Consider the following 20,547-nt stretch of genomic DNA (forward strand, 5'->3'; position numbering starts at 1 on the left):
AGCCGGACCCGGCCACCGCTCGCCGGACCGTCCAGCGGGGTGCGCCCGCCCCGGCAGAGCTCGGCGACGGCGGGCGGCGGCAGCGGTACGCCGACGGCGCCTCCCGGATTCACGGCGATGCCGAGCTGCGGGGGCAGCCCGCGCGCGAACTCGACCGCGGGCGCGACGGTCCCGGAGAACCGGTCGCCCACACAGGCGAGGAACTGCTGCTGGGAGCTGAAGACGGGGACGTAGGGGACACCGTCGATGTCCAGGGTCGGCAGATCGAGGCTGGGGCTGTCCGGTCCGCCGCCGTTCGGCAGCGGGACCCACACGGCGCTGCGGCCCAGCACCTCGACGAGCCGGCCACCCGCGGCGGGGTTGCCGACGGAGGCGGCGAGGGCCTCTTCCAGCTCATTGGCGGGCCATGTCGTGTCCACGTGCGATCCCTGCTTCCCCGTCCGGCCCTTTTGGCGGGCCGCGATGTCCTGCGGAAGCAGGGTAGCGGTAGTGCGGGCCGGAACCGCCGGGGGCGAGCCCCCGGGCTCCCGATACCGCCGGGCGGGCCGGTGTGTCCATCCCCAGTCGCCGGACAGGTCCGAACGGAGCCGCGCCACCATTGAGGCGCCGGTCCGGGGTCCGGGGCGGAGCCCGAGCGAGGCCTGGGGCAAGCCACCAGCCATCCCCGTACGGCCTTCGGCCGTGTCCTCAATCGCCGGACGGGCTGGAAAAATCGAGCCCCGCTGGGCCCCACGCCCGCAGGCCGTAGGGCGCGTAGGGCGTAAGGGGAAGTTTGAGTCGCGGGTCCGGAGCCTCGGCGCGGGGCCCAGGGGCGGAGCCTCAGTCCGGGGGACCACGGGCGGAGCCCAGCGCCGGATCCGGGGCAGCGCCCCGGCACGGGGTCCACGGGCAGCGCCCGAGCGCAGGGTCCACGGGCGGAGCCCCAGCGCGGGATCCAGACCGGCGCACCAGCGCCGGATCCGGGGCAGCGCCCCGGCACGGGATCCGGGGCAGCGCCCCAGCGCGGGATCCACGGGCAGCGCCCCAGCGCGGGATCCGGGGCAGCGCCCCAGCGCGGGATCCACGGGCAGCGCCCCAGCGCCGGATCCAGGCCGACGCCCCAGCGCGGGGTCCAGCACAGCCCCCCAGCGCGTCCCGGGGCGGACCCAGAGGTCAGGCCGGCTCGTCGAAGCCGATGCGGCGCAGCGTTCGCGCCGCGTCGCGGTCCAGCAGGACCGCCGAGGCGCAGCCCGCGGGCAGGCGGCCTCGCTGGGCGTCGCGGACCAGGCGGCCCACCGCCCGGCGGTGGCGGGCGAAGGCGTACCCGGAGACTCCGCGGCCGCGCTCCCGCTGGCCCGCGCGGGCGACGTGCGGGGTGACGTCGAGCAGGACCAGATGGAGGGCACGGCCACGGCGGCGCGCCTCGTGGGCCAGCCAGCGCCGTACCCAGGACTGGGTGCCGCAGTCGTGCACGATCACGCTCGCGCCGGAGCGCAGGGCACGCCAGAGCCCGCCGTAGTGGGCGACCCGGACCAGGGGGCGGTACACGGCGTACGGCAGCAGCCTGGGCATCCGCCGGTCCCAGCGGTCCCTGGTGTCCTGTGAGTCGATCCCGCCGGCCTCGGCCGCGCGCCGTATCAGCGTGGACTTGCCGCTGCCCGGCAGCCCGGAGATCACCACCACGTCTCCCGGGCCGAAGACCAGGCTTCGTGGGCCGCGCCCCGCGCGGTCCCGCAGGTCGCGCACGACGGGTGCGGGCGCGGCAGCGCCCAGCAGCCCGCGCGAGGGCACGCCCGGCCGGGCGGGCACTCCCGCCGGGGTCAGATATGCACCGCTCCGCTGCACCGTCATCGCTCTCCCCCTGTCAGGTCACTTCGACCCTGCCCAAGAAGCTTAAAGAAAAGGTAATGACCAACAAGTGATTTGCCGATCGGAGCACCCGTGCAATGATGTGCCCGCCAACTGCATACCGGCCGCTTGAATCCGCGCGGGAGAGTCCTGGCCACTGTGTGTGCCGGGCGCCGAAGGAGCAAGTCCCTCCCTTGAATCTCTCAGGCCCCGTACCGCGCGCGATGAGGCAGATCTGAAAAGCGGGCCGCAGCTCCTGTGGCTCCACCCAAGGTGCAAGTCACGACCTCCCCCACGTGTGGTCGTGATGAACCTCTCAGGTTTCGATGACAGATGGGGAGGATCGTCCTCGCCAGTCATGCCCTGGGAGCCCCATCCATGAGCAACGCCCCCCGTCTCACCGCCCTCGATGCCCTGCATCGCTCACTGGGCGCGACCATGACCGATTTCGCCGGCTGGGACATGCCGCTGCGGTACGCGAGTGAGCGCGACGAGCACAACGCCGTACGGACCAAGGCCGGTCTTTTCGACCTCTCCCACATGGGTGAGATCACCGTCACCGGGCCGCAGGCCGCCGCCCTGCTGGACTACGCGCTGGTCGGCAACATCGGCGGCGTCGCCGTGGGCCGCGCCCGCTACACCATGATCTGCCAGGAGAACGGCGGAATCCTCGACGACCTGATCGTCTACCGGCTCGGCGAGCAGGAGTACATGGTCGTCGCCAACGCCTCGAACGCGCAGATCGTCCTCGACGCCCTGACCGAGCGCGCCGGAGGCTTCGACGCGGCCGTACGGGACGACCGCGACGCGTACGCGCTGATCGCCGTCCAGGGCCCCGAGTCCCCCGGCATCCTGAAGTCGCTCACGGACGCCGATCTGGACGGGCTGAAGTACTACGCGGGCCTGCCGGGCACGGTCGCCGGCGTCCCGGCGCTGATCGCCCGTACCGGCTACACGGGTGAGGACGGCTTCGAGCTGTTCGTGGCCCCGGCCGACGCCGAGAAGCTGTGGCAGGCGCTGACCGACGCGGGCCGGGACGCCGGCCTGATCCCCTGCGGCCTGTCGTGCCGCGACACGCTGCGCCTGGAGGCGGGCATGCCGCTGTACGGGCATGAGCTGACCACCTCGCTCACCCCGTTCGACGCGGGTCTGGGCCGGGTCGTGAAGTTCGAGAAGGAGGGCGACTTCGTGGGCCGTACGGCCCTGGAGGCCGCCGCCGAGCGTGCGGCCGCCAACCCGCCGCGCAAGCTGGTCGGTCTGATCGCCGAGGGCCGCCGGGTGCCGCGCGCCGGGATGTCCGTCGTCTCCGGCGGCCAGGTGATCGGCGAGGTCACCTCCGGAGCCCCGTCCCCGACCCTCGGCAAGCCGATCGCCATCGCCTATGTGGACGCGGCGCACTCCGAGCCCGGCACCGAGGGCGTGGGAGTCGACATCCGCGGTACTCATGAGCCGTACGAGGTCGTGGCGCTCCCCTTCTACAAGCGCCAGAAGTAGTCCCTCCAGCAGCCCCCATCAGCAGCACTCCCCCGCGTACAGGAGAATTCAGGCCATGAGCAACCCCCAGCAGCTGCGCTACAGCAAGGAGCACGAGTGGCTGTCGGCCGCCGAGGACGGCGTGTCGACGGTCGGCATCACGGAGCACGCGGCGAACGCCCTGGGCGACGTCGTGTACGTCCAGCTCCCGGAGGTCGGTGACACGGTGACCGCGGGCGAGTCCTGCGGCGAGCTGGAGTCGACCAAGTCGGTCAGCGACCTGTACTCCCCGGTGACCGGCGAGGTCGTCGAGGCCAACCAGGACGTCGTGGACGACCCGTCGCTGGTGAACTCCGCCCCGTTCGAGGGCGGCTGGCTGTTCAAGGTACGCGTCGCGGAGGAGCCGGAGGATCTGCTCTCCGCCGCCGAGTACACCGACTTCGCCAGCTGACCAGAAACCCTAGGGATCGCGTGATGTCGCTTCTCAACACCCCTCTCCATGAGCTCGACCCGGACGTCGCCGCCGCCGTCGACGCCGAGCTCCACCGTCAGCAGTCCACCCTGGAAATGATCGCCTCGGAGAACTTCGCTCCGGTCGCGGTCATGGAGGCCCAGGGTTCCGTCCTCACCAACAAGTACGCCGAGGGTTACCCGGGCCGCCGCTACTACGGCGGCTGCGAGCACGTCGATGTCGTCGAGCAGATCGCCATCGACCGCATCAAGGAGCTGTTCGGCGCCGAGCACGCCAATGTGCAGCCGCACTCGGGCGCCCAGGCCAACGCCGCCGCGATGTTCGCGCTGCTGAAGCCGGGCGACACGATCATGGGTCTGAACCTCGCCCACGGCGGGCACCTGACCCATGGCATGAAGATCAACTTCTCCGGCAAGCTCTACAACGTGGTCGCGTACCACGTGGACGACGCCACCGGCCAGGTCGACATGGCCGAGGTCGAGCGGCTCGCCAAGGAGTCCAAGCCGAAGCTGATCGTGGCCGGCTGGTCCGCGTACCCGCGCCAGCTGGACTTCGCCGCGTTCCGCCGGATCGCGGACGAGGTCGGCGCGTACCTGATGGTCGACATGGCCCACTTCGCGGGTCTGGTCGCGGCCGGTCTGCACCCGAACCCGGTGCCGCACGCCCATGTCGTGACCACGACCACCCACAAGACGCTGGGCGGCCCCCGCGGCGGCGTGATCCTCTCCACGGCCGAGCTGGCCAAGAAGATCAACTCCGCGGTCTTCCCCGGTCAGCAGGGTGGTCCGCTGGAGCACGTGATCGCGGCCAAGGCGGTCTCCTTCAAGGTCGCCGCCTCGGAGGAGTTCAAGGAGCGCCAGCAGCGCACCCTCGAAGGCTCGAAGATCATCGCCGAGCGTCTGGTCCAGGACGACGTCAAGCAGGTCGGCGTCTCGGTCCTGTCCGGCGGCACGGACGTCCACCTCGTCCTCGTCGACCTGCGACACTCGGAGCTGGACGGCCAGCAGGCCGAGGACCGGCTCCACGAGGTCGGCATCACGGTCAACCGGAACGCCGTCCCGAACGACCCTCGCCCGCCGATGGTCACCTCGGGTCTGCGGATCGGTACGCCGGCGCTCGCGACCCGCGGCTTCCATGCCGAGGACTTCCGCGAGGTCGCCGACATCATCGCCGAGGTGCTCAAGCCGTCGTACGACGGTGCGGCCCTCAAGGCACGGGTCTCGGCCCTTGCCGCGAAGCACCCGCTTTACCCTGGTCTGTAGGAGTCGCGGCAGCCGCTGACGGCTGCCGCAACAGACAGGACAAAAACAAACGGGGCACCGCACGCACTCACCGGTGCATGCGGTGCCCCGCACCACGTACCGCCCGTTCGTTCTTCTGCGCCACCCTGGCAGACAGCGACGTCTACCACCCCCTAGGAGTACCCCCGTGGCCATCTCGGTCTTCGACCTGTTCTCGATCGGTATAGGCCCCTCCAGCTCCCACACGGTGGGCCCGATGCGAGCTGCCGCCCTGTTCGCCCGCCGCCTGAAGAACGAGGGCGTGCTGGCCCACACCACCGCGGTACGCGCCGAGCTGTACGGCTCGCTCGGCGCGACCGGCCATGGCCACGGCACCCCGAAGGCCGTTCTGCTGGGCCTGGAGGGGAACTCTCCGCGTACGGTCGACGTCGAGACCGCCGACGACCAGGTCGAGCGGATCAAGTCGAGCAAGCGGATCAGCGTCCTCGGCGTGCACGAGATCGGCTTCGACTTCGACAAGGACCTGGTCCTGCACCGCCGCAAGGCGCTCCCATACCACGCGAACGGCATGACCCTGTGGGCGTACGACGCCGACGGCGCGACGCTGCTGGAGAAGACCTACTACTCGGTGGGCGGCGGCTTCGTCGTCGACGAGGACGCGGTCGGCGAGGACCGGATCAAGCTCGACGACACCGTGCTGAGGTACCCCTTCCGCACCGGTGACGAGCTGCTGCGGCTCTCCCGCGAGACCGGTCTGTCGATCTCCGCGCTGATGCTGGAGAACGAGAAGGCCTGGCGGACCGAGGAGGAGATCCGCGAGGGGCTGCTGGACATCTGGCGGGTCATGCAGGCCTGTGTCTCGCGCGGCATGTCCCGCGAAGGCATCCTGCCCGGCGGTCTGAAGGTCCGCCGCCGCGCCGCCACGACGGCGCGCAAGCTGCGCTCCGAGGGCGACCCGCTGGCGCTCGCCATGGAGTGGATCACCCTCTACGCGATGGCGGTGAACGAGGAGAACGCGGCGGGCGGCCGCGTCGTCACCGCGCCGACGAACGGCGCCGCGGGCATCATCCCTGCCGTCCTGCACTACTACATGAACTTCGTGCCCGGCGCCGACGAGGACGGCATCGTCCGCTTCCTCCTCGCGGCCGGCGCGATCGGCATGCTCTTCAAGGAGAACGCCTCGATCTCCGGCGCCGAGGTCGGCTGCCAGGGCGAGGTCGGCTCGGCCTGCTCGATGGCGGCGGGCGCGCTCGCCGAGGTGCTGGGCGGCTCGCCCGAGCAGGTGGAGAACGCCGCGGAGATCGGCATGGAGCACAATCTCGGCCTGACCTGCGACCCGGTCGGCGGCCTCGTCCAGATCCCGTGCATCGAGCGCAACGGTATGGCGGCGGTGAAGGCCGTCACGGCGGCGCGGATGGCGATGCGCGGCGACGGCAGCCACAAGGTCTCCCTCGACAAGGTCATCAAGACCATGAAGGAGACCGGTGCGGACATGTCGGTGAAGTACAAGGAGACCGCGCGCGGCGGCCTCGCGGTGAACATCATCGAGTGCTGAGCGGAAGGCCGACGAGAAGATCACCTTCAGGGTGGCCGGCGTGACCCGCTGCGCGTCCTGACGCACGAGCGACCACGGCCCCCGACGGACTCGCCGGGGGCCGTGCTGGTGCGTACTGCCGTATGCGCACTGCCGTACTGGTGCGCACTGGTGCGCCCGGTGACATCAGCCCTTGTTGAGCGACGCCCAGAACTCGTCGAAGGTCAGCAGGCCGTCGCCGTCGCTGTCCTTGGACTTGATGACGGCCTCGGCGACCGTCTCGGTCACGTTGAAGTCGCCCAGCTGCGCCATGACGCTCTTGTACTCGGCGGCCGAGATCAGCCCGTCGCCGTTCAGGTCGTACCGCTCGAAGGCCTTGCGCGCCGTCTCGATGTCCGCCACTGGGTCCACCCCTTCTTGGTGCATAACTGACGGAGGTCAGGTTATCGGCGAAGGGCCACGATTCAGGCCTGGGGGGCGCTCCGGGGGCCGGGGCCCGGGTCGGCGACCATGGAGGCATGAGCGATGCGGTGGCACGGATCCTGGCAGCGGCGGCACGCGGGCAGTTCCCGCCGCCGGACGGCACGACCACGGTGGTGCCGCAGCCGAATCCGCGGGACGCCGGGGTGCTGGCCTTCACCGCGCACTCGGTGGTCTTCACGGACGAGGACCCCCAGTGGATACGGGACACCCTGGCCACCGTCTCCGGCGACGCGCTCGCGGCGACGATGAACCCCGGCTTCCTGAGCGCGCTGATGGCGAGAACCGGCCGTTCGATGAACACCATCGACCTGCTGACGGTCGCCGACACGCGGCCCGGACCGCCGGAGCTGGAACTGCGGGCGATCGAGGACCCGGCCCATCCGCGGGTGGCGCGGGCCATGAAGTTCCGCGACGACGTGCGGGTCTGGGCCGCGGACGGCGGCGTGCTGGTGCTGGGCCGCGGAGTCGCGGGGCGCTGGGAGGCCGCGATCGAGGTGGACCTGGAGGCGCGTGGCGCGGGCCTCGGGGTGCGTCTGGCCGTCGCGGCGCGCCATCTGGTCCCCGGCGCGCATGTATGGGCTCAGCAGTCACCGGGAAACGCCCGCAGCGTGCGGACGTTCCAGCAGGCCGGGTACCGGCCGGTGGGTTCCGAAGCCCTTCTGGTGGCCCACTGACGGACAAAGCCGATAGAAAAGGCTTCAATTACCTTTCGGTAGCTCGAAACGAAGGTTTTTCGCCCCGCACCGTCGAATTCCCGCCAATCCAGCCCCCATGATTCGTCACTCTCCGCCGCCGGGAGATAACTTCATGGCGTCGTCGCCACACCAGGAGCGCAGGGCTCCCAGGGACAAGCGGCGCAAGGGTGAATTCACCAGTGACGATCACAGCTGACGCTGACACGATTGGCGCCTCGGGCGCCGATTCCCCCTTCACGATCGACCCCTTCACGGTCGAGCCCTTCACCAGAAACTGCAGGGCCATCTGGGACGAAGGCGATCACGTTCTCATCGGGGTCTCCCCGGGAAACAGCTATTTCAACGCCCGGCGTATCACCGAACTCACGCGCTGGGCGACGTCCCACTTCACAGAAGTGGACTTCGTCTACGCCGACCTCCATGTCGCCGAGATGTTCGCGGCACTCGGGCACACCGACGAGCAGGCCGCCCGGCGCGCGGCCAAGGAGCTCAAGGCCGTACGGCGGCGGATCCTCGGCGGAGTGGATGCCGCGGCCGGACCGCCGGGCCGCCGGATCGGCGTGCACGCCCTGTCGGAGTTCTCCGGCAATCAGGTCTACGAGCTGCTGCACCGGCGCGTGCGGCACTTCCTCGGCACCGATGAGGAATTCCAGAAGAGCTGCGCCAGGATGGTGGAGCAGTTCCTCGCCCAGAAAGTGTCCGGTGGTGAATCCATCAGCGCGACACAGCGCACCGCCTGCCTGGACTACATTGCGGCGGAGCTCCCTTTCTTCCTGGACACCCCGGGAATTCTCGAGGTGCCCTCTTCGGTCTCCTGCTATCACGCACTGATGCCGTTGACCGAACTCCTCTACGCCAAGGGCGGCGGACTGCGGGCCACCCGCAATCAGGCATATGCCGTGGTGCGTCCCCATGTCTCGGAAAGGACCCAGGAAGATGACCGTCGAGCAGCTTGACTTCCCGCTCTCCCGGCGCGGTGACGTGCTGCCCGCCGAATGTTCCTGGCTGCGGGAGAAGCGGCCGGTGGCCCGGGTGCGCACGCTCACCGGCGACGAGGCCTGGCTCGTGAGCAGCCACGCACTGGCCAAACAGGTCCTGGAGGACGAGCGGTTCAGCCTCAAGGACACGGCAGCACCCGGTGTGCCCCGGCAGTACGCCCTGACGATCCCGCCCGAAGTCGTGAACAACATGGGCAACATCAACAGCGCAGGTCTGCGCGCTGCCGTGATGAAGGCGCTCAACCCCCGGGCCGGCGGTGGCGCTCTCAAGGACTGGCTGCGCCTCAGAGCGGACGAGCTGATCGATGTGATGGTCGCGGAGGGCCCGCCGCTGGATCTGCGTGCCTGCTTCGCCGACCCGTTCTCGGCGGCGCTGCACTGCGAGGTCATCGGTGTGCCGTTCGACGACTGGCGCCGGCTGATGTCCGGACTGGACATCGCCTTCATGACCAGCGCCCGGCCCTTCGACGGTGCGTCCCTCAACTGGTACAAGGACCTCGACTACATGGTCGAGCGGCTCAATGCGCCGGAGCCGGACCGCTCGGGCCTGCTGGGCGAGCTGGCGGCGCTGCGCCTGGACCCCGAATCGGCCCATTTGACGGACGAGATGCTCGCCACGGTCGCGGCGTCGCTCTTCGGCGCGGGCGCCGTGTCCACGTCCTCGTTCCTGGTGCTCGCGGTGCTCGCGCTGCTGCAGCGCCCCGAGCTGATCGGCTACCTGCGCGACCATCCGGACCGGATGGGCCGTGCCGTCGACGAGCTCCTGCGCTGGAATCTGTCGATCGGCGACGGCCTCCCCCGGCTCGCCCTCGAAGACGTCCGGCTGGGCGACGTCCTGGTCCGCAAGGGCGAGTTGGTGCTGGTGCTGGTGGAGGCCGCCAATTTCGACCCGGAGGTCTTCGAGGACCCGGAGCGGCTCGATCTGGAGCGCGAGCACAACCCGCATCTCTCCTTCGGCGGCGGCCGCCACTTCTGTCCCGCTTCGACGCTGGGCCGGACCCATGCGGAGATCGCACTCGCGGCGCTGGTCCGGCGGCTGCCAGGGCTCCGGCTCGCGGTGCCGGTCGAGCAGCTGGTGTGGCGCACGGGGTTCATCAAGCGCCTGCCGGAGCGGCTGCCGGTGTTGTGGTAACTGGGGCCCTTCCCCCGCCCCTTCCCGTTCCATCGCCGGAGGGGCTCATTCCGGGCCCCTCCGGCGATTGAGGAGCGGGGGGTGCGGGGGCGGAGCCCGCACTCAGCGGAAGACGCCCGTGTGCCCCAGCGAATAGCGGCCCGGCTGCGGATAGACCGCGAGGCCGTGCGGGCCGCTGCCGACCGGGATACGGGCCAGTTGCTCCCCGGTCCCGGTGTCGATCGCGTACACCTCCGAGTTGTAGCGCCCGGACAGCCAGAGCACCTTGCCGTCCGCGGAGACACCGCCCATGTCCGGGGAGCCGCCGTTCGGCAGCCGCCATTTCTTCGTCAGCCTGTCCTGCGCGAAGTCGAAGACCGAGATGGTTCCTTCGCCGCGATTGGTGACGTACATCTCCTTGGAGTCGCGGCTGACGTAGAGGCCGTGACAGCCCTTGCCGGTGGGCAGCAGGTTCGGCGTGGTGAACTTCTCGCCGTCCAGCACCCACATGCCGTGGGCGATCATGTCGGCGATGTAGAAGGTCTTGCCGTCCGGCGAGATCTTCACGTCCTGCGGCATCGCGCCACGGAACGGCAGCTTCTGCTGGCCGATGACCTCCATCCGCTCGGTGTCGACCTTGAGCAGCTCACCGGAGAACTCACAGGAGACGATGAAGTACCGGCCGTCGGCGGAGAAGTCCGCGTGGTTGACGCCGTAGCAGGAGACCGGGGTGGTCTTGACCTTCCGCATCGTGTGCGGGTCGCGGAAGACCAGTTCGCGGTCGAGGGAGGCCATGACGACTGCGTGGCGGCCGTTGGGCGTGAAGTAGAGGTTGTACGGGTCGTGGACGTCGACGGGCTTGCCCGCGATGCCGGTGGCCGGGTCGATCGGGGTGAGGGTGTGGCCGCGGTTGTTGTTCACCCACAGGGTCTTGAGGTCCCAGGACGGGACGACGTGCTGCGGCTGGGCGCCGACCGGGATGGTCTCGACGACCTTGTACGTCGCGGGGTCGATGACCGTGACCGTGTTGGAGTTGGTGTTGGGGACGTACACCCGGGACGGGAAATCCCTGACCACTGGCGACAGCCGACCCGGCCGGTCGGCGGCGTAGACGTCCTTCGGGTCCAGGACGGGCGGCATTCCCGGCAGTCCGGCCGGGGCGGCGACCGTCTTCTTCGACGCGGGCGGGGCCTGCTCCGGTTCGTCCTTCTCCGCGGGCGCGCCGCAGCCCGCGGCGAGGACGGCGAGCGCGGCGGCGGCGAGGAGAACCGTGAATCGTTCGGTGAGGTGCAGCATCAGGTCAGCAGCTCCGTGGTCGTCACCGCACGCAGGCCGCGGCGGTCCAGTTCGTCGAGGAGGGCAGGCAGTGCGGCGACCGTGTCCGGGTAGCCGAAGTGCAGACTCACCACCGAGCCGCGCCGGATCTCGCGGGTGACGGTGCTGGTGACGGCGGGAGGGCCGGGAGACGTGTGGTCGAGCGAGTCGACGTCGTAGGAGAGCGTGTGCGGGTAGCCCGCCCGGGCGGCCAGCCGCTGGACGAGCGGCGTGGCGTACCGCGTACGGGACGGGCGGAACCAGCTGCCGATCGAACCGGTAAGTCTGCGCAGCCGCTCCGCACAGCCGGTGATCTCGGCGTACGCGTCGGCCTCGGCCATCGAGGAGATGCCGAGATGGCGCAACGTGTGGTTGCCGAGGTCATGACCGCCGTCGAGGATCCGCCGGGCGAGGGCGGGGTGTTCGTCCAGCCAGGTGCCGACGGCGAGGACCGTGATACGGGCGCCTGCCCGCTCGGCCTCGGCGAGCAGGGCGCGGGCGATGGACGGGTCGCCCTGGCCGTGGAAGGTCAGGGCGACGGCGGAGCGGCTCCGGGGGCCGTGCGCGATCTCGGCGGGCAGACCGGGGATGCGGCGGGGCGCGGTGCCGGCGGCCGGCTGCCGGGCCGTGACCGACGGGTTGGCCGGAGCCGCGGGGTCGGCGGGGCCATCCGGGGCGGGGGGCTTCGGGGCGGGGCCCGCCTCCGTACAGCCGGCGGCGAGGGCTCCGGCAAGCGCGGCGCCCGCTCCTGTGCGCAGTACGCCACGGCGGCCGATTCGGTTCACGTCACAGCACAGTAGGCGCGAACAGGGCGGAAAATAACGATTGACCCAATTCAGCACCGTCGCGGGTCGCGTATCCATGACACGCCCCGCGGTCGGCGAATCGAAGATTCACCCATGCCAACCGATGTTCATTCATGGTTTGGCAGGTGGGTGGCTCAGTTCACCTTTAATTCAAGGTTGGATTGCGCCGCTATGTACGACTTCGTCCCGATATAGAGTTTTGGTGGCGGGCCCCCCGTCTGCCATAGTCGGTGGCACGACCCCCATTGACCCGGGCCAGGTCGTCCAGAAGAAGCGGCCATGGATGCACCCCCCAAGTCCACCGGCCGCACACGTGAAGCCCCCTCAGTTCCGCGCGACGGCAACAGGGGGCTTTCGTGCACCCGGCGCCCGCGCGTCAGCGGTCGGCGACCCGCATCTCGAACCAGGTGGTCTTGCCACGCGGCAGCAGATCGACTCCCCATCGGTCCGAGAGCTTGTCGACGAGGAAGAGCCCGCGGCCGCTGATGTCCAGCTCCTGCACGGGCATGAGACAGGGCAGCCCTCGCGAGGGGTCACGCACCTCGATACGGATCCAGCCGCGCCGGCGCAGCATCCGCAGCCCGAAGACCCGCGCCCCGGTATGACGCACGGCGTTGCCGACGAGCTCGGAGACGAGCAGGATCGCGTGCTCGGCGACCTGCGGGGAGAGCGCCCACTGCCGCAGCACCACACACTGCGTCAGCCTGCGGGCGGTGGCGGCGGATTCGGGACGGGACGGCAGCCGGATCTCCTCGTCCGTCGGATTGCCGAACAACTCGAGTACCTTGAGCGCCCGTTCGTCCTCGACGGCCGGCATCCACCGCGCGGCGGTCGCGCCGCCGCGCGCCCGCGGTTGCTCCATGTCTTCCAGCCCCGCCATGCCCCCCATCATGGCCGCACACGGCACCCTCAGGGGCCGTTCCACCGGAATCGATGCCCCGGAACGCACCGTCCCGGGGCATCGATTTGGCATATGCCTCTGGCAGTACAGGGGTCTACGTAACCGGTCTGACCTGCGATGACTCACCGCTTACGAATGATCGCCTAGCGCGGCGACCCGAATCGCCTTAAGGCCTGCTTAAGGTTCGGTTAATGTGGCCGCCAGGTTGACGCTCCGCTCCGCCCAACTGCCCGAAGCACGGCGGAACTTCAGAGGAACTTCGCCTTGCCCGGGCCCTCCTCGACGAAGCTGCGCATGCCCCGCTCGCGGTCCTCGGTGGCGAACAGGCCCGCGAACCAGTTCCGCTCGATCGCGAGTCCCGTGTCGATGTCCGTCTCCAGACCGGCGTCGACGGACTCCTTGGCCGCGCGCAGGGCCAGCGCCGGGCCCTGGGCCAGCTTCGCCGCCCACGCGTGCGCCTGCTCGTACACCTCGGCGGCCGGAACGACCCGGTCGACCAGCCCGATGGCCAACGCCTCTTCGGCCTTCACATGACGGCCCGTGAAGATGAGGTCCTTGGCCTTCGAGGGGCCGACGAGCCGGGCGAGCCGCTGGGTGCCGCCCGCGCCCGGGATCAGCCCGAGCAGGATCTCCGGCTGGCCCAGCTTGGCGTTGTCCGCGGCGATCCGGTAGTCGGCGCACAGCGCCAGCTCGCAGCCGCCGCCCAGGGCGTAGCCGGTGACGGCCGCGACGACGGGCTTGGGGATCCGGGCGACGGCGGTGAACGAGTCCTGCAGGGCCTTGGACCGCTTGACCATGGCGGCGTGGTCCATCACCTGCATCTCCTTGATGTCCGCGCCTGCCGCGAACACCTTCTCGCCGCCGTAGAGGATCACGGCCCGGACGTCGTCGCGGTCGGTCGCCTCGGCGGCGAGCTCGCGCAGCCGGTCCTGGGTCGCGATGTCCAGGGCGTTCATCGGGGGGCGGTCCAGGCGGATGGTGCCGACGCCTTCGGAGACTTCGAGAGAAACGGTCATGGCCAGCAGGTTAGTGGCCGTTAACGGCGACGGGCCCGGTGCCGTCGGGGGTTTGGGGGTATCCCCCAAAATGTCCCGTACAGCACCGGGCCCGTACGCACGTACGTACGCGTCCTCAGGGTCCTACTTCGTCCACTCCGCCCAGGACATGTTCCAGCCGTTCAGCCCGTTCTCCGGGGCGATCTGCTTGTCCCTGGAGTTCTTCACGATCACCACGTCGCCGATGATCGAGTTGTTGTACATCCAGGCCGCCGGCGTACCGCTGTCGTACGCGCCGCGCACGTCGCGCAGGCCGACACAGCCGTGGCTGACGTTCGCCGAGCCGAAGGTACCGGACGAGGCCCAGTAGTTGCCGTGCATGAAGGTGCCCGACGAGGACAGGCGCATCGCGTGCGGCACGTCCTTGATGTCGTACTCGCCGCCGAAGCCCACGGTGGCGCCGTTCATCCGGGTCACCTTGTACTTCTCGCTGATGACCATCTGGCCGTTGTACGTCGTCGTCGACGGGGCACCGGCGGTGATCGGGATGTTCTTGACGACCTTGCCGTCCCGCACGACCTTCATGGTGTGGGCACTGGCGTCCACGGTGGAGACCTGGCTGCGGCCGATGGTGAACTTCACCGTCTTGGACTGCTTGCCGTACACCCCGGGCCGGCCCTCGACACCGTCCAGGTTGAGCTTGACGGTCACCTTCGTGCCCGCGGCCCAGTACTTCTCCGGGCGGAAGTCGAGGCGGTCGTTGCCGAACCAGTGGCCCTCGACGGGGACCGACGGCTCGGCGGTCACCTTGATGGCCCGCTCGACGGCCTCGGGGTTGGTGATGCCCCGGGTGAAGTTGATGGAGACCGGCATGCCGACGCCGACGGTCGAGCCGTCCTCGGGCGTGTAGTGGCCGACGAACGTGTTCTTCGGGACGAGGGTGGTGAAGGTCGTGTCCTTCGCCGACTCACGGCCCTCGGAGTCCTTGGCGACCGCGTGCACCTTGTACTTGGTCGCCCCGGCGAGGTGCTGGAGCGGCTCCCAGCTCGCACCGCCCGCGGCCATCTTCCCCTCGACCGCGTTGCCCTTGTCGTCCTGGACGGCGACCGTGGTCAGCTTGCCCTTGTCGGCGGTCACCTTCAGCGCGCCGCTCGTGGCGACCGAAGCCGCACCGTCCTTGGGCGCTATGGTCACGACCGCCTGCGAGGCCGCCGTGCCGACCTTGCCGCCGTCCTTCCCGCCCTTGCCGCCGCTTTCGCCGCCGGAGTCCCCGCCCCCGCCGCACGCCGTCACCACCAGCAGCAACGCCCCCATGGCCAGGGCCGGCAGAGCGGTACGACCGCGCCTGCGCCCCGTCCGCACCGACGCCCCCGATATCGGCTGCCCGTTCAAGATTGCTGTCTCCCCTCGCACGGCCTGGCCCCGCCACGGCCCTTGGAGCCTGGCCACATGTCCCGCCAGGCTCCTACCCCCACGCGCTCGACCGGCGCGCACTGCGATAGATAATCACACCGCAAGCCACGAGGGCTTCCCGCAAATGTCACCGTTCAGTCGCAAATCTGCCCGGAAGGCGTGCGGGCCATGCAGGTTGTCCGAGGGTCAGCCCAGCGCGGAACCGGCCTTCCACTCGTCCCAGCTCATGTTCCAGCCGCTCAGACCGTTCCAGGGCGCCACCTTGCGGTCGCGGGAATTGACGACTTCGACGACGTCCCCGATCAGGGTCCGGTCGAAGAACCACCCGGCCGGGGAGTCCTGGCTGCCGCCCTTCTCGTCGCGCAGTCCGATGCAGCCGTGACTGACGTTCTTCGAGCCGAAGACGGCCGGATCGACCCAGTAGTTGCCGTGCAGGAAGGTGCCCGAGGTGGTGAGCCGCATCGCGTGCGGCACGTCCTTGATGTCGTACTCGCTCTTGCCCTTCTTGGTCTTGAAACCGACCGTGGCGCCGTTCATGCGGGTGACGTCGAACATCTCGCTGATCACCATCTTGCCGTTGTACGTCGTGGTCTTCTTGCCACCCGCGGTGATCGGCAGGGTCGCCAGCACCTTGCCGTCGCGGCGCACCTCCATCGTGCGCTTCTCGGCATCGACCAGGGACATCTGCGAGCGGCCCACGGTGAAGCGGATGGTCTTCCGCTGGATGCCGAACGCGCCGGGCGCGCCCTGGACATCGCGCAGCCGCAGGTCGACGGTGACCTTGGTGCCGGGCTTCCAGTACTGACGCGGGCGGAAGTCGAGCCGTTGCCCGTCGAACCAGTTGCCCACGACCTCCACCGGCGGGTCGGCGGTGATGCGGATGCCGCGCTGCACGGCCGCGCGGTCCTCGATCCGCCGGTTGAAGGTGAAGGAGACGATCATGCCGGTGCCGACGGTGGCGCGGTTCTCCGGATTGAAGTAGCCGATGAACCGGTGTGCGGGCACGGCGGTGGTGAACGTGGTGTGCCGGGCCGCCCGGCGGCCGTGCCCGTCCAGGGCCACCGCGTCGACGCTGTACTTGGCGGCCAGCGCGAGACGGGCGCCCGCTTCGGGCTGCCAGCGCAGCCCGTCCTCCGAGATCGAGCCGGGCACTTCGACCGGCTGGGCGTCCTCGATCTGGGTGACCTTGACCCGCTCCAGCCGTCCGCCGGCCAGCCTCACCTCCACCTTGCCGTCCGCGGCGACGCCCTTCGCCCCGTCCTCGGGCGTGACCCGGATGGTGTCCGAGGGCGCCTGCGGCTTGCTGCCGACGCCCAGGTCGCCGCTGGTGCAGCCGGTCAGCCCGGCCAGCAGTCCTGCCCATACCAGGGCGGCGGCCAGAGTGGCCCTTGTCCGCCTCACTGCGTTGCTCACAGAGTCCACCTCGCGGGATCGCAAAGACACAGCACGTACCGCCCAACGACCGCCACCCTCCAGGGGAAACGTGAGTGCGGGTCATGTTGGGAGTAGCACAGCGCGGGCAGAACAGGTGGGAGGACCACGCGCGGGGAGCCGCGGCCGGGACGCCGTGCGCCACATCCCGCGGGGCCCGACGAGCCGCGGGAGGCCGACACGTGTCGAGCGCAGCCGAGCAGGAGGCAGTTCGGGAAGGGGAGCGGACCTCCCCTGCCGCGCAGCGGCGTCCGGCGCTGAACGGACGGCGCAGGGAAGCCGATGTCGCCGGGCCGCCGGTCTGGCCGGGGGCGCCGACCCCGCTGGGCGCGCGGTTCAGGATCGGTCCCGACGGGGTCGCGGGCACCAACTTCGCGCTGTGGGCGGGCGGGGCCGAAGCCGTGGAGCTGTGCCTGTTCGACGAGGCGGGGACGGAGACCCGGCTGCCGCTGACCGAGCTCACGCACGAGATCTGGCACGGCTTCGTCCCGGGCGTACGGCCGGGTCAGCGGTACGGCTTCCGGGTCCACGGCCGCTGGGACCCGTGGACCGGCGGCCGCTGGAACCCGGCGAAGCTGCTCCTCGACCCGTACGCACGCGCGGTCGACGGGGAATTCGGGGGCAGGGCCCGTGGCGGAGCCGCTGACGGCCGCCGTGTCCCCCGGGCGGAGTACGGCGCATTGCCGCCCGAGGTGTACGGCCATGTCCGCGACTGGCCGCAGCAGCATGTCGCCGACACCGTCCGCGACGACCGGGATTCGGCTCCGTACGTACCGAAGGGCGTCGTCGTCCACGACGACGCGCCCGACGACGAGTGGGCCGACGACCGCCGGCCCAAGACGCCGTGGGCCGACTCGGTCATCTACGAGCTCCATGTGCGCGGCTTCACGAAGCTGCACCCGGACGTCCCGGAGGAGCTTCGCGGTACGTACGCGGGCCTTGCGCACCCGGCAGCGATCGGCCATCTCGTACGCCTCGGCGTGACCGCGGTGGAGCTGCTGCCGGTGCATCAGTTCGCGCACGAGGACCATCTGCTGCGGCGCGGGCTGAAGAACTACTGGGGCTACAACTCGATCGGCTATTTCGCGCCGCACGCGGCCTACAGCGCATCGGGGACGGCCGGGCAGCAGGTCGGCGAGTTCAAGCGGATGGTGCGGGCGCTGCACGCGGCGGGCATCGAGGTGATCCTCGACGTCGTCTACAACCACACGGCGGAGGCGGGTGAGTTCGGGCCGACCCTCAGTCTCAAGGGCATCGACAACCGCGGCTACTACCGTCTCCAGTCCGACGCCCGCCGGTACGCCGACTACACCGGCTGCGGAAACACCCTGCACGTCGTCCAGCCGCACGTGCTGCGGCTGATCACCGATTCGCTGCGCTACTGGGTCACCGAGATGGGTGTCGACGGCTTCCGCTTCGATCTCGCGGCGGCGCTCGCGCGGTCGATGCACGACGTCGACATGCTCTCCCCGTTCCTCGCGGTGATCGCCCAGGACCCGGTGCTGCGCCGTGTGAAGCTGATCGCCGAGCCGTGGGACGTGGGCAACGGGGGCTATCAGGTCGGCGCGTTCCCCCCGCTGTGGACGGAGTGGAACGACCGCTACCGGGACGCGGTCCGGGACTTCTGGCGCGGCGCGCTGCCCGACGTACGGGACCTCGGATACCGGCTGTCGGGCTCCAGTGATCTGTACGCCTGGGGCGGGCGGCGGCCGTACGCGTCGGTCAACTTCATCACCGCCCACGACGGCTTCACCCTGCGCGACCTCGTCTCGTACGAGCGCAAGCACAACGAGGCGAACGGGGAGGGCAACCGGGACGGCACGAACGACAACCGGGCGTGGAACTGCGGCGTGGAGGGCGAGACGGACGATCCGCAGGTCAACGCGGTGCGCCGACGGCAGATCCGCAATCTGCTCACCACCCTGCTGCTGTCCACCGGGGTCCCGATGCTGGTCGCGGGCGACGAGATGGGCCGTACGCAGGGCGGCAACAACAACGCGTACTGCCAGGACAACGAGGTCGGCTGGCTCGACTGGTCGCTCCTGGAGCAACCCGGGCCGAACGGGCTGCTGGCCCTGACGTCGCGGCTGCTCGCGCTGCGCGGGGCGCATCCGGTGCTGCGGCGCCGGGCGTTCTTCTCGGGGCGGCCGCAGACCGCGGACGGGCTCCGGGACCTGGCCTGGTTCACCCCGCGCGGCACGGAGATGACCGAGCAGGACTGGTACGCGCCGGCGTCGACGCTCGGGCTCTTTCTCTCCGGCCGGGACATTCCCGGCCGGGACGCGCGGGGCGATCAGGTGACGGACGACAGTTTCCTGACGGTCCTGCACTCGGCGGACGGCCCGGTGGACTTCCGGCTGCCGGGGCCGCCGTGGGCCGAGGCGTACGAGCTGGTCGTCGACACCTCGCGGGAGGACCAGTCGTCGGCGCCGGGCACGGTGCACCGGGGCGGCGACACGGTTACGGTGCCGGCACGGTCGGTGCTGCTGCTGCGGGTCGAGAGCTAGAACCTGTCGTCCGGATCAGGCCGGCAAGATCCGAACGACAGGCCCTGGCTGTATCGGCCCGGCAAGATCCACCGGACGGACGCCTGGTGCGGCCCCGCGGAAACTCGGTGGGCTGTGTCAGTGGTGAACCGTAGGCTCGCCCCTGATGCCCACCACAGATGCAGTCGCCGAAAACCGGTCCGCCGTGCGTTCGCTGCTCCGGCTGTGGCCGTACGTACGGCCCGTACGGGTCCGCCTGTTCAGCGCGGCGTGCGTCGCGATCGTCGCGTCCTGTCTGGGCCTGGTGATCCCGCTCGTCCTGAAGTGGCTCGTGGACGGGCCCGTCGCGGAGCGGGACGCGGGCGGGGTGTGGCTGGGGGCGCTGTATCTGCTGCTCCTCGGGATCGCGGAGGCGGTGCTCTTCGGCTTCCGGCGATGGCTGGTGGCTCGGCCGCTGGCCTCGGTGGAGGCGGCGATGCGGGCGGATCTCTTCCGGCATCTGCAGCGGCTGCCGGTGGCCTTCCACGACCGCTGGGCGTCGGGGCAGTTGCTGTCGCGCGGGACGACGGACCTGATGCTGCTGCGGATGTTCCTGGCGTTCCCGCTGACGTTCCTGCTGGTCAACGGAGTGACGATTCTGGTCGGAGCGGCCATTCTGCTGATGCAGGAGTGGACGCTGGGGCTGATCCTGCTGGTGCCGGTCGCGCCGCTGGTGATCCTCCTGGCGATGTTCGAGAACCGGTACTCGTCCGTCGCCCGCAGGGCGCAGGACCAGGTCGGGGATCTGACGACGGTCGTCGAGGAGAGCGTGCTCGGCATCCGCATCGTGAAGGGCTTCGGCCGCCACCGCAGCCAGTCCGCCGCGTTCCGCGAGCTCGCGCGGCGGCTGCGGGGCACCGAGCTGGTCAAGGCGCGCCTCCTGGCGGGCATCTGGTCCATCATCATGATCATCCCCGAGCTGGCGATCGGCACGGCGCTGGTCCTCGGCACCCTCCAGGTCGCGGACGGCGAGCTGTCGGCCGGCACACTGGTCGCCTTTCTCTCGACGGCGCTCGCACTCCGCTGGCCGGTGGACTCGATCGGCTTCCTGATCGCGATGAGCCAGGAGGCGGCGACGGCGACGGACCGTTACTTCGAGGTCCTGGACGCGGAAGAGGAGTCCGAGGAGGCGGCCGAGGCGTCCTCCCGGACCCACCACGGGCGTGCCGGGGCGGGCCTTCGCGGGGAGACTCCGGCTTCCGGGACCGACAGCCCGGTGGCGGAACCGGCAGCGGAACCGGCAGCGGGCCCGGACCCGGTAGGCCCTGTCCGGGCGGTCTTCGAGGACCAGGCCGCGGCGTCGGATGCATGGGGTCTCCCTCGGCCCC

Annotated in this window: 18 protein-coding genes and 1 riboswitch; of the genes, 9 read left to right on the forward strand and 9 right to left on the reverse strand. The window is 70.2% G+C overall.

What is annotated here, in order from left to right; genetic code table 11:
- Together ACWGI8_RS17840 and ACWGI8_RS17845 are read right to left on the reverse strand one after the other, a co-directional pair.
- Positions 1 to 419 (reverse strand): SseB family protein (locus tag ACWGI8_RS17840; RefSeq protein ID WP_453661945.1); only part of this gene is annotated, 419 nt, incomplete at its 3' end.
- Positions 420 to 1,152: 733 nt separating this feature from the next.
- Entirely contained in the window at positions 1,153 to 1,830 is a 678-nt protein-coding gene (locus ACWGI8_RS17845; protein ID WP_453661947.1) for an AAA family ATPase, read from the reverse strand.
- Between the two features lie 127 nt (positions 1,831 to 1,957).
- Positions 1,958 to 2,055, forward strand: a riboswitch (glycine riboswitch).
- A 150-nt stretch (positions 2,056 to 2,205) separates the two neighbouring features.
- On the opposite strand from ACWGI8_RS17845, the gene gcvT reads away from it, so the two are divergent.
- The 4 genes from gcvT to ACWGI8_RS17865 all read left to right on the forward strand — a co-directional run bounded on the left by gcvT (position 2,206) and on the right by ACWGI8_RS17865 (position 6,568).
- Positions 2,206 to 3,321, forward strand: a complete 1,116-nt coding sequence (gene gcvT, locus ACWGI8_RS17850) for a glycine cleavage system aminomethyltransferase GcvT (RefSeq protein ID WP_453661948.1) — start codon at positions 2,206 to 2,208, stop codon at positions 3,319 to 3,321.
- Positions 3,322 to 3,376: 55 nt separating this feature from the next.
- A complete protein-coding gene (gene gcvH / locus ACWGI8_RS17855; RefSeq protein WP_453661949.1) occupies positions 3,377 to 3,751 on the forward strand; it encodes a glycine cleavage system protein GcvH in 375 nt (124 codons plus the stop codon).
- Between the two features lie 23 nt (positions 3,752 to 3,774).
- Complete coding sequence (glyA, locus tag ACWGI8_RS17860) at positions 3,775 to 5,034, forward strand: serine hydroxymethyltransferase (protein ID WP_453661950.1); 1,260 nt, start codon at positions 3,775 to 3,777, stop codon at positions 5,032 to 5,034.
- A 166-nt stretch (positions 5,035 to 5,200) separates the two neighbouring features.
- Positions 5,201 to 6,568 carry an L-serine ammonia-lyase gene (locus tag ACWGI8_RS17865; protein WP_453661952.1) on the forward strand — a complete coding sequence of 456 codons (1,368 nt, stop codon included), beginning with the start codon at positions 5,201 to 5,203 and terminating at the stop codon, positions 6,566 to 6,568.
- A gap of 165 nt (positions 6,569 to 6,733) precedes the next feature.
- Here the strand turns inward: ACWGI8_RS17865 and ACWGI8_RS17870 are convergent, their stop codons facing one another.
- A complete protein-coding gene (locus tag ACWGI8_RS17870) occupies positions 6,734 to 6,949 on the reverse strand; it encodes an EF-hand domain-containing protein (protein ID WP_453661953.1) in 216 nt (71 codons plus the stop codon).
- A 116-nt stretch (positions 6,950 to 7,065) separates the two neighbouring features.
- Here ACWGI8_RS17870 and ACWGI8_RS17875 point away from each other — a divergent pair, with 116 nt between their 5' ends.
- From ACWGI8_RS17875 to ACWGI8_RS17885, 3 genes are all read left to right on the forward strand, one after another.
- Positions 7,066 to 7,704, forward strand: a complete 639-nt coding sequence (locus ACWGI8_RS17875) for a GNAT family N-acetyltransferase (protein ID WP_453661955.1) — start codon at positions 7,066 to 7,068, stop codon at positions 7,702 to 7,704.
- A 200-nt stretch (positions 7,705 to 7,904) separates the two neighbouring features.
- Complete coding sequence (locus ACWGI8_RS17880) at positions 7,905 to 8,681, forward strand: tRNA-dependent cyclodipeptide synthase (protein WP_453661957.1); 777 nt, start codon at positions 7,905 to 7,907, stop codon at positions 8,679 to 8,681.
- Positions 8,662 to 9,855 (forward strand): cytochrome P450, encoded by a 1,194-nt coding sequence (locus ACWGI8_RS17885; protein ID WP_453661958.1) that lies wholly within the window; start codon positions 8,662 to 8,664, stop codon positions 9,853 to 9,855. The genes ACWGI8_RS17880 and ACWGI8_RS17885 overlap by 20 nt, the downstream gene beginning before the upstream one ends.
- Before the next feature lie 102 nt (positions 9,856 to 9,957).
- Here the strand turns inward: ACWGI8_RS17885 and ACWGI8_RS17890 are convergent, their stop codons facing one another.
- The 6 genes from ACWGI8_RS17890 to ACWGI8_RS17915 form a co-directional block, all read right to left on the reverse strand.
- Positions 9,958 to 11,130 (reverse strand): YncE family protein, encoded by a 1,173-nt coding sequence (locus ACWGI8_RS17890; RefSeq protein WP_453661960.1) that lies wholly within the window; start codon positions 11,128 to 11,130, stop codon positions 9,958 to 9,960.
- Positions 11,130 to 11,933 carry a polysaccharide deacetylase family protein gene (locus ACWGI8_RS17895; RefSeq protein WP_453661962.1) on the reverse strand — a complete coding sequence of 268 codons (804 nt, stop codon included), beginning with the start codon at positions 11,931 to 11,933 and terminating at the stop codon, positions 11,130 to 11,132. Before ACWGI8_RS17895 ends, ACWGI8_RS17890 begins: the two co-directional genes overlap by 1 nt.
- Positions 11,934 to 12,330: 397 nt before the next feature.
- Entirely contained in the window at positions 12,331 to 12,846 is a 516-nt protein-coding gene (locus tag ACWGI8_RS17900) for an ATP-binding protein (RefSeq protein WP_453661964.1), read from the reverse strand.
- Positions 12,847 to 13,103: 257 nt separating this feature from the next.
- Positions 13,104 to 13,871, reverse strand: coding sequence for an enoyl-CoA hydratase/isomerase family protein (locus ACWGI8_RS17905; RefSeq protein ID WP_453661965.1), 768 nt, complete (start codon positions 13,869 to 13,871; stop codon positions 13,104 to 13,106).
- 123 nt (positions 13,872 to 13,994) lie between these two features.
- Positions 13,995 to 15,242, reverse strand: coding sequence for a L,D-transpeptidase (locus ACWGI8_RS17910; protein WP_453661967.1), 1,248 nt, complete (start codon positions 15,240 to 15,242; stop codon positions 13,995 to 13,997).
- Between the two features lie 207 nt (positions 15,243 to 15,449).
- A complete protein-coding gene (locus ACWGI8_RS17915) occupies positions 15,450 to 16,676 on the reverse strand; it encodes a L,D-transpeptidase (protein ID WP_453661969.1) in 1,227 nt (408 codons plus the stop codon).
- 200 nt (positions 16,677 to 16,876) lie between these two features.
- Between ACWGI8_RS17915 and glgX the strand changes: the two genes are divergently transcribed.
- Together glgX and ACWGI8_RS17925 are read left to right on the forward strand one after the other, a co-directional pair.
- Positions 16,877 to 19,201, forward strand: coding sequence for a glycogen debranching protein GlgX (gene glgX, locus ACWGI8_RS17920; protein ID WP_453661971.1), 2,325 nt, complete (start codon positions 16,877 to 16,879; stop codon positions 19,199 to 19,201).
- Between the two features lie 145 nt (positions 19,202 to 19,346).
- The coding region (locus tag ACWGI8_RS17925) for an ABC transporter transmembrane domain-containing protein (RefSeq protein ID WP_453661973.1) at positions 19,347 to 20,547 on the forward strand (1,201 nt) is incomplete at its 3' end.

Source organism: Streptomyces sp. NPDC054841, from assembly GCF_053611045.1.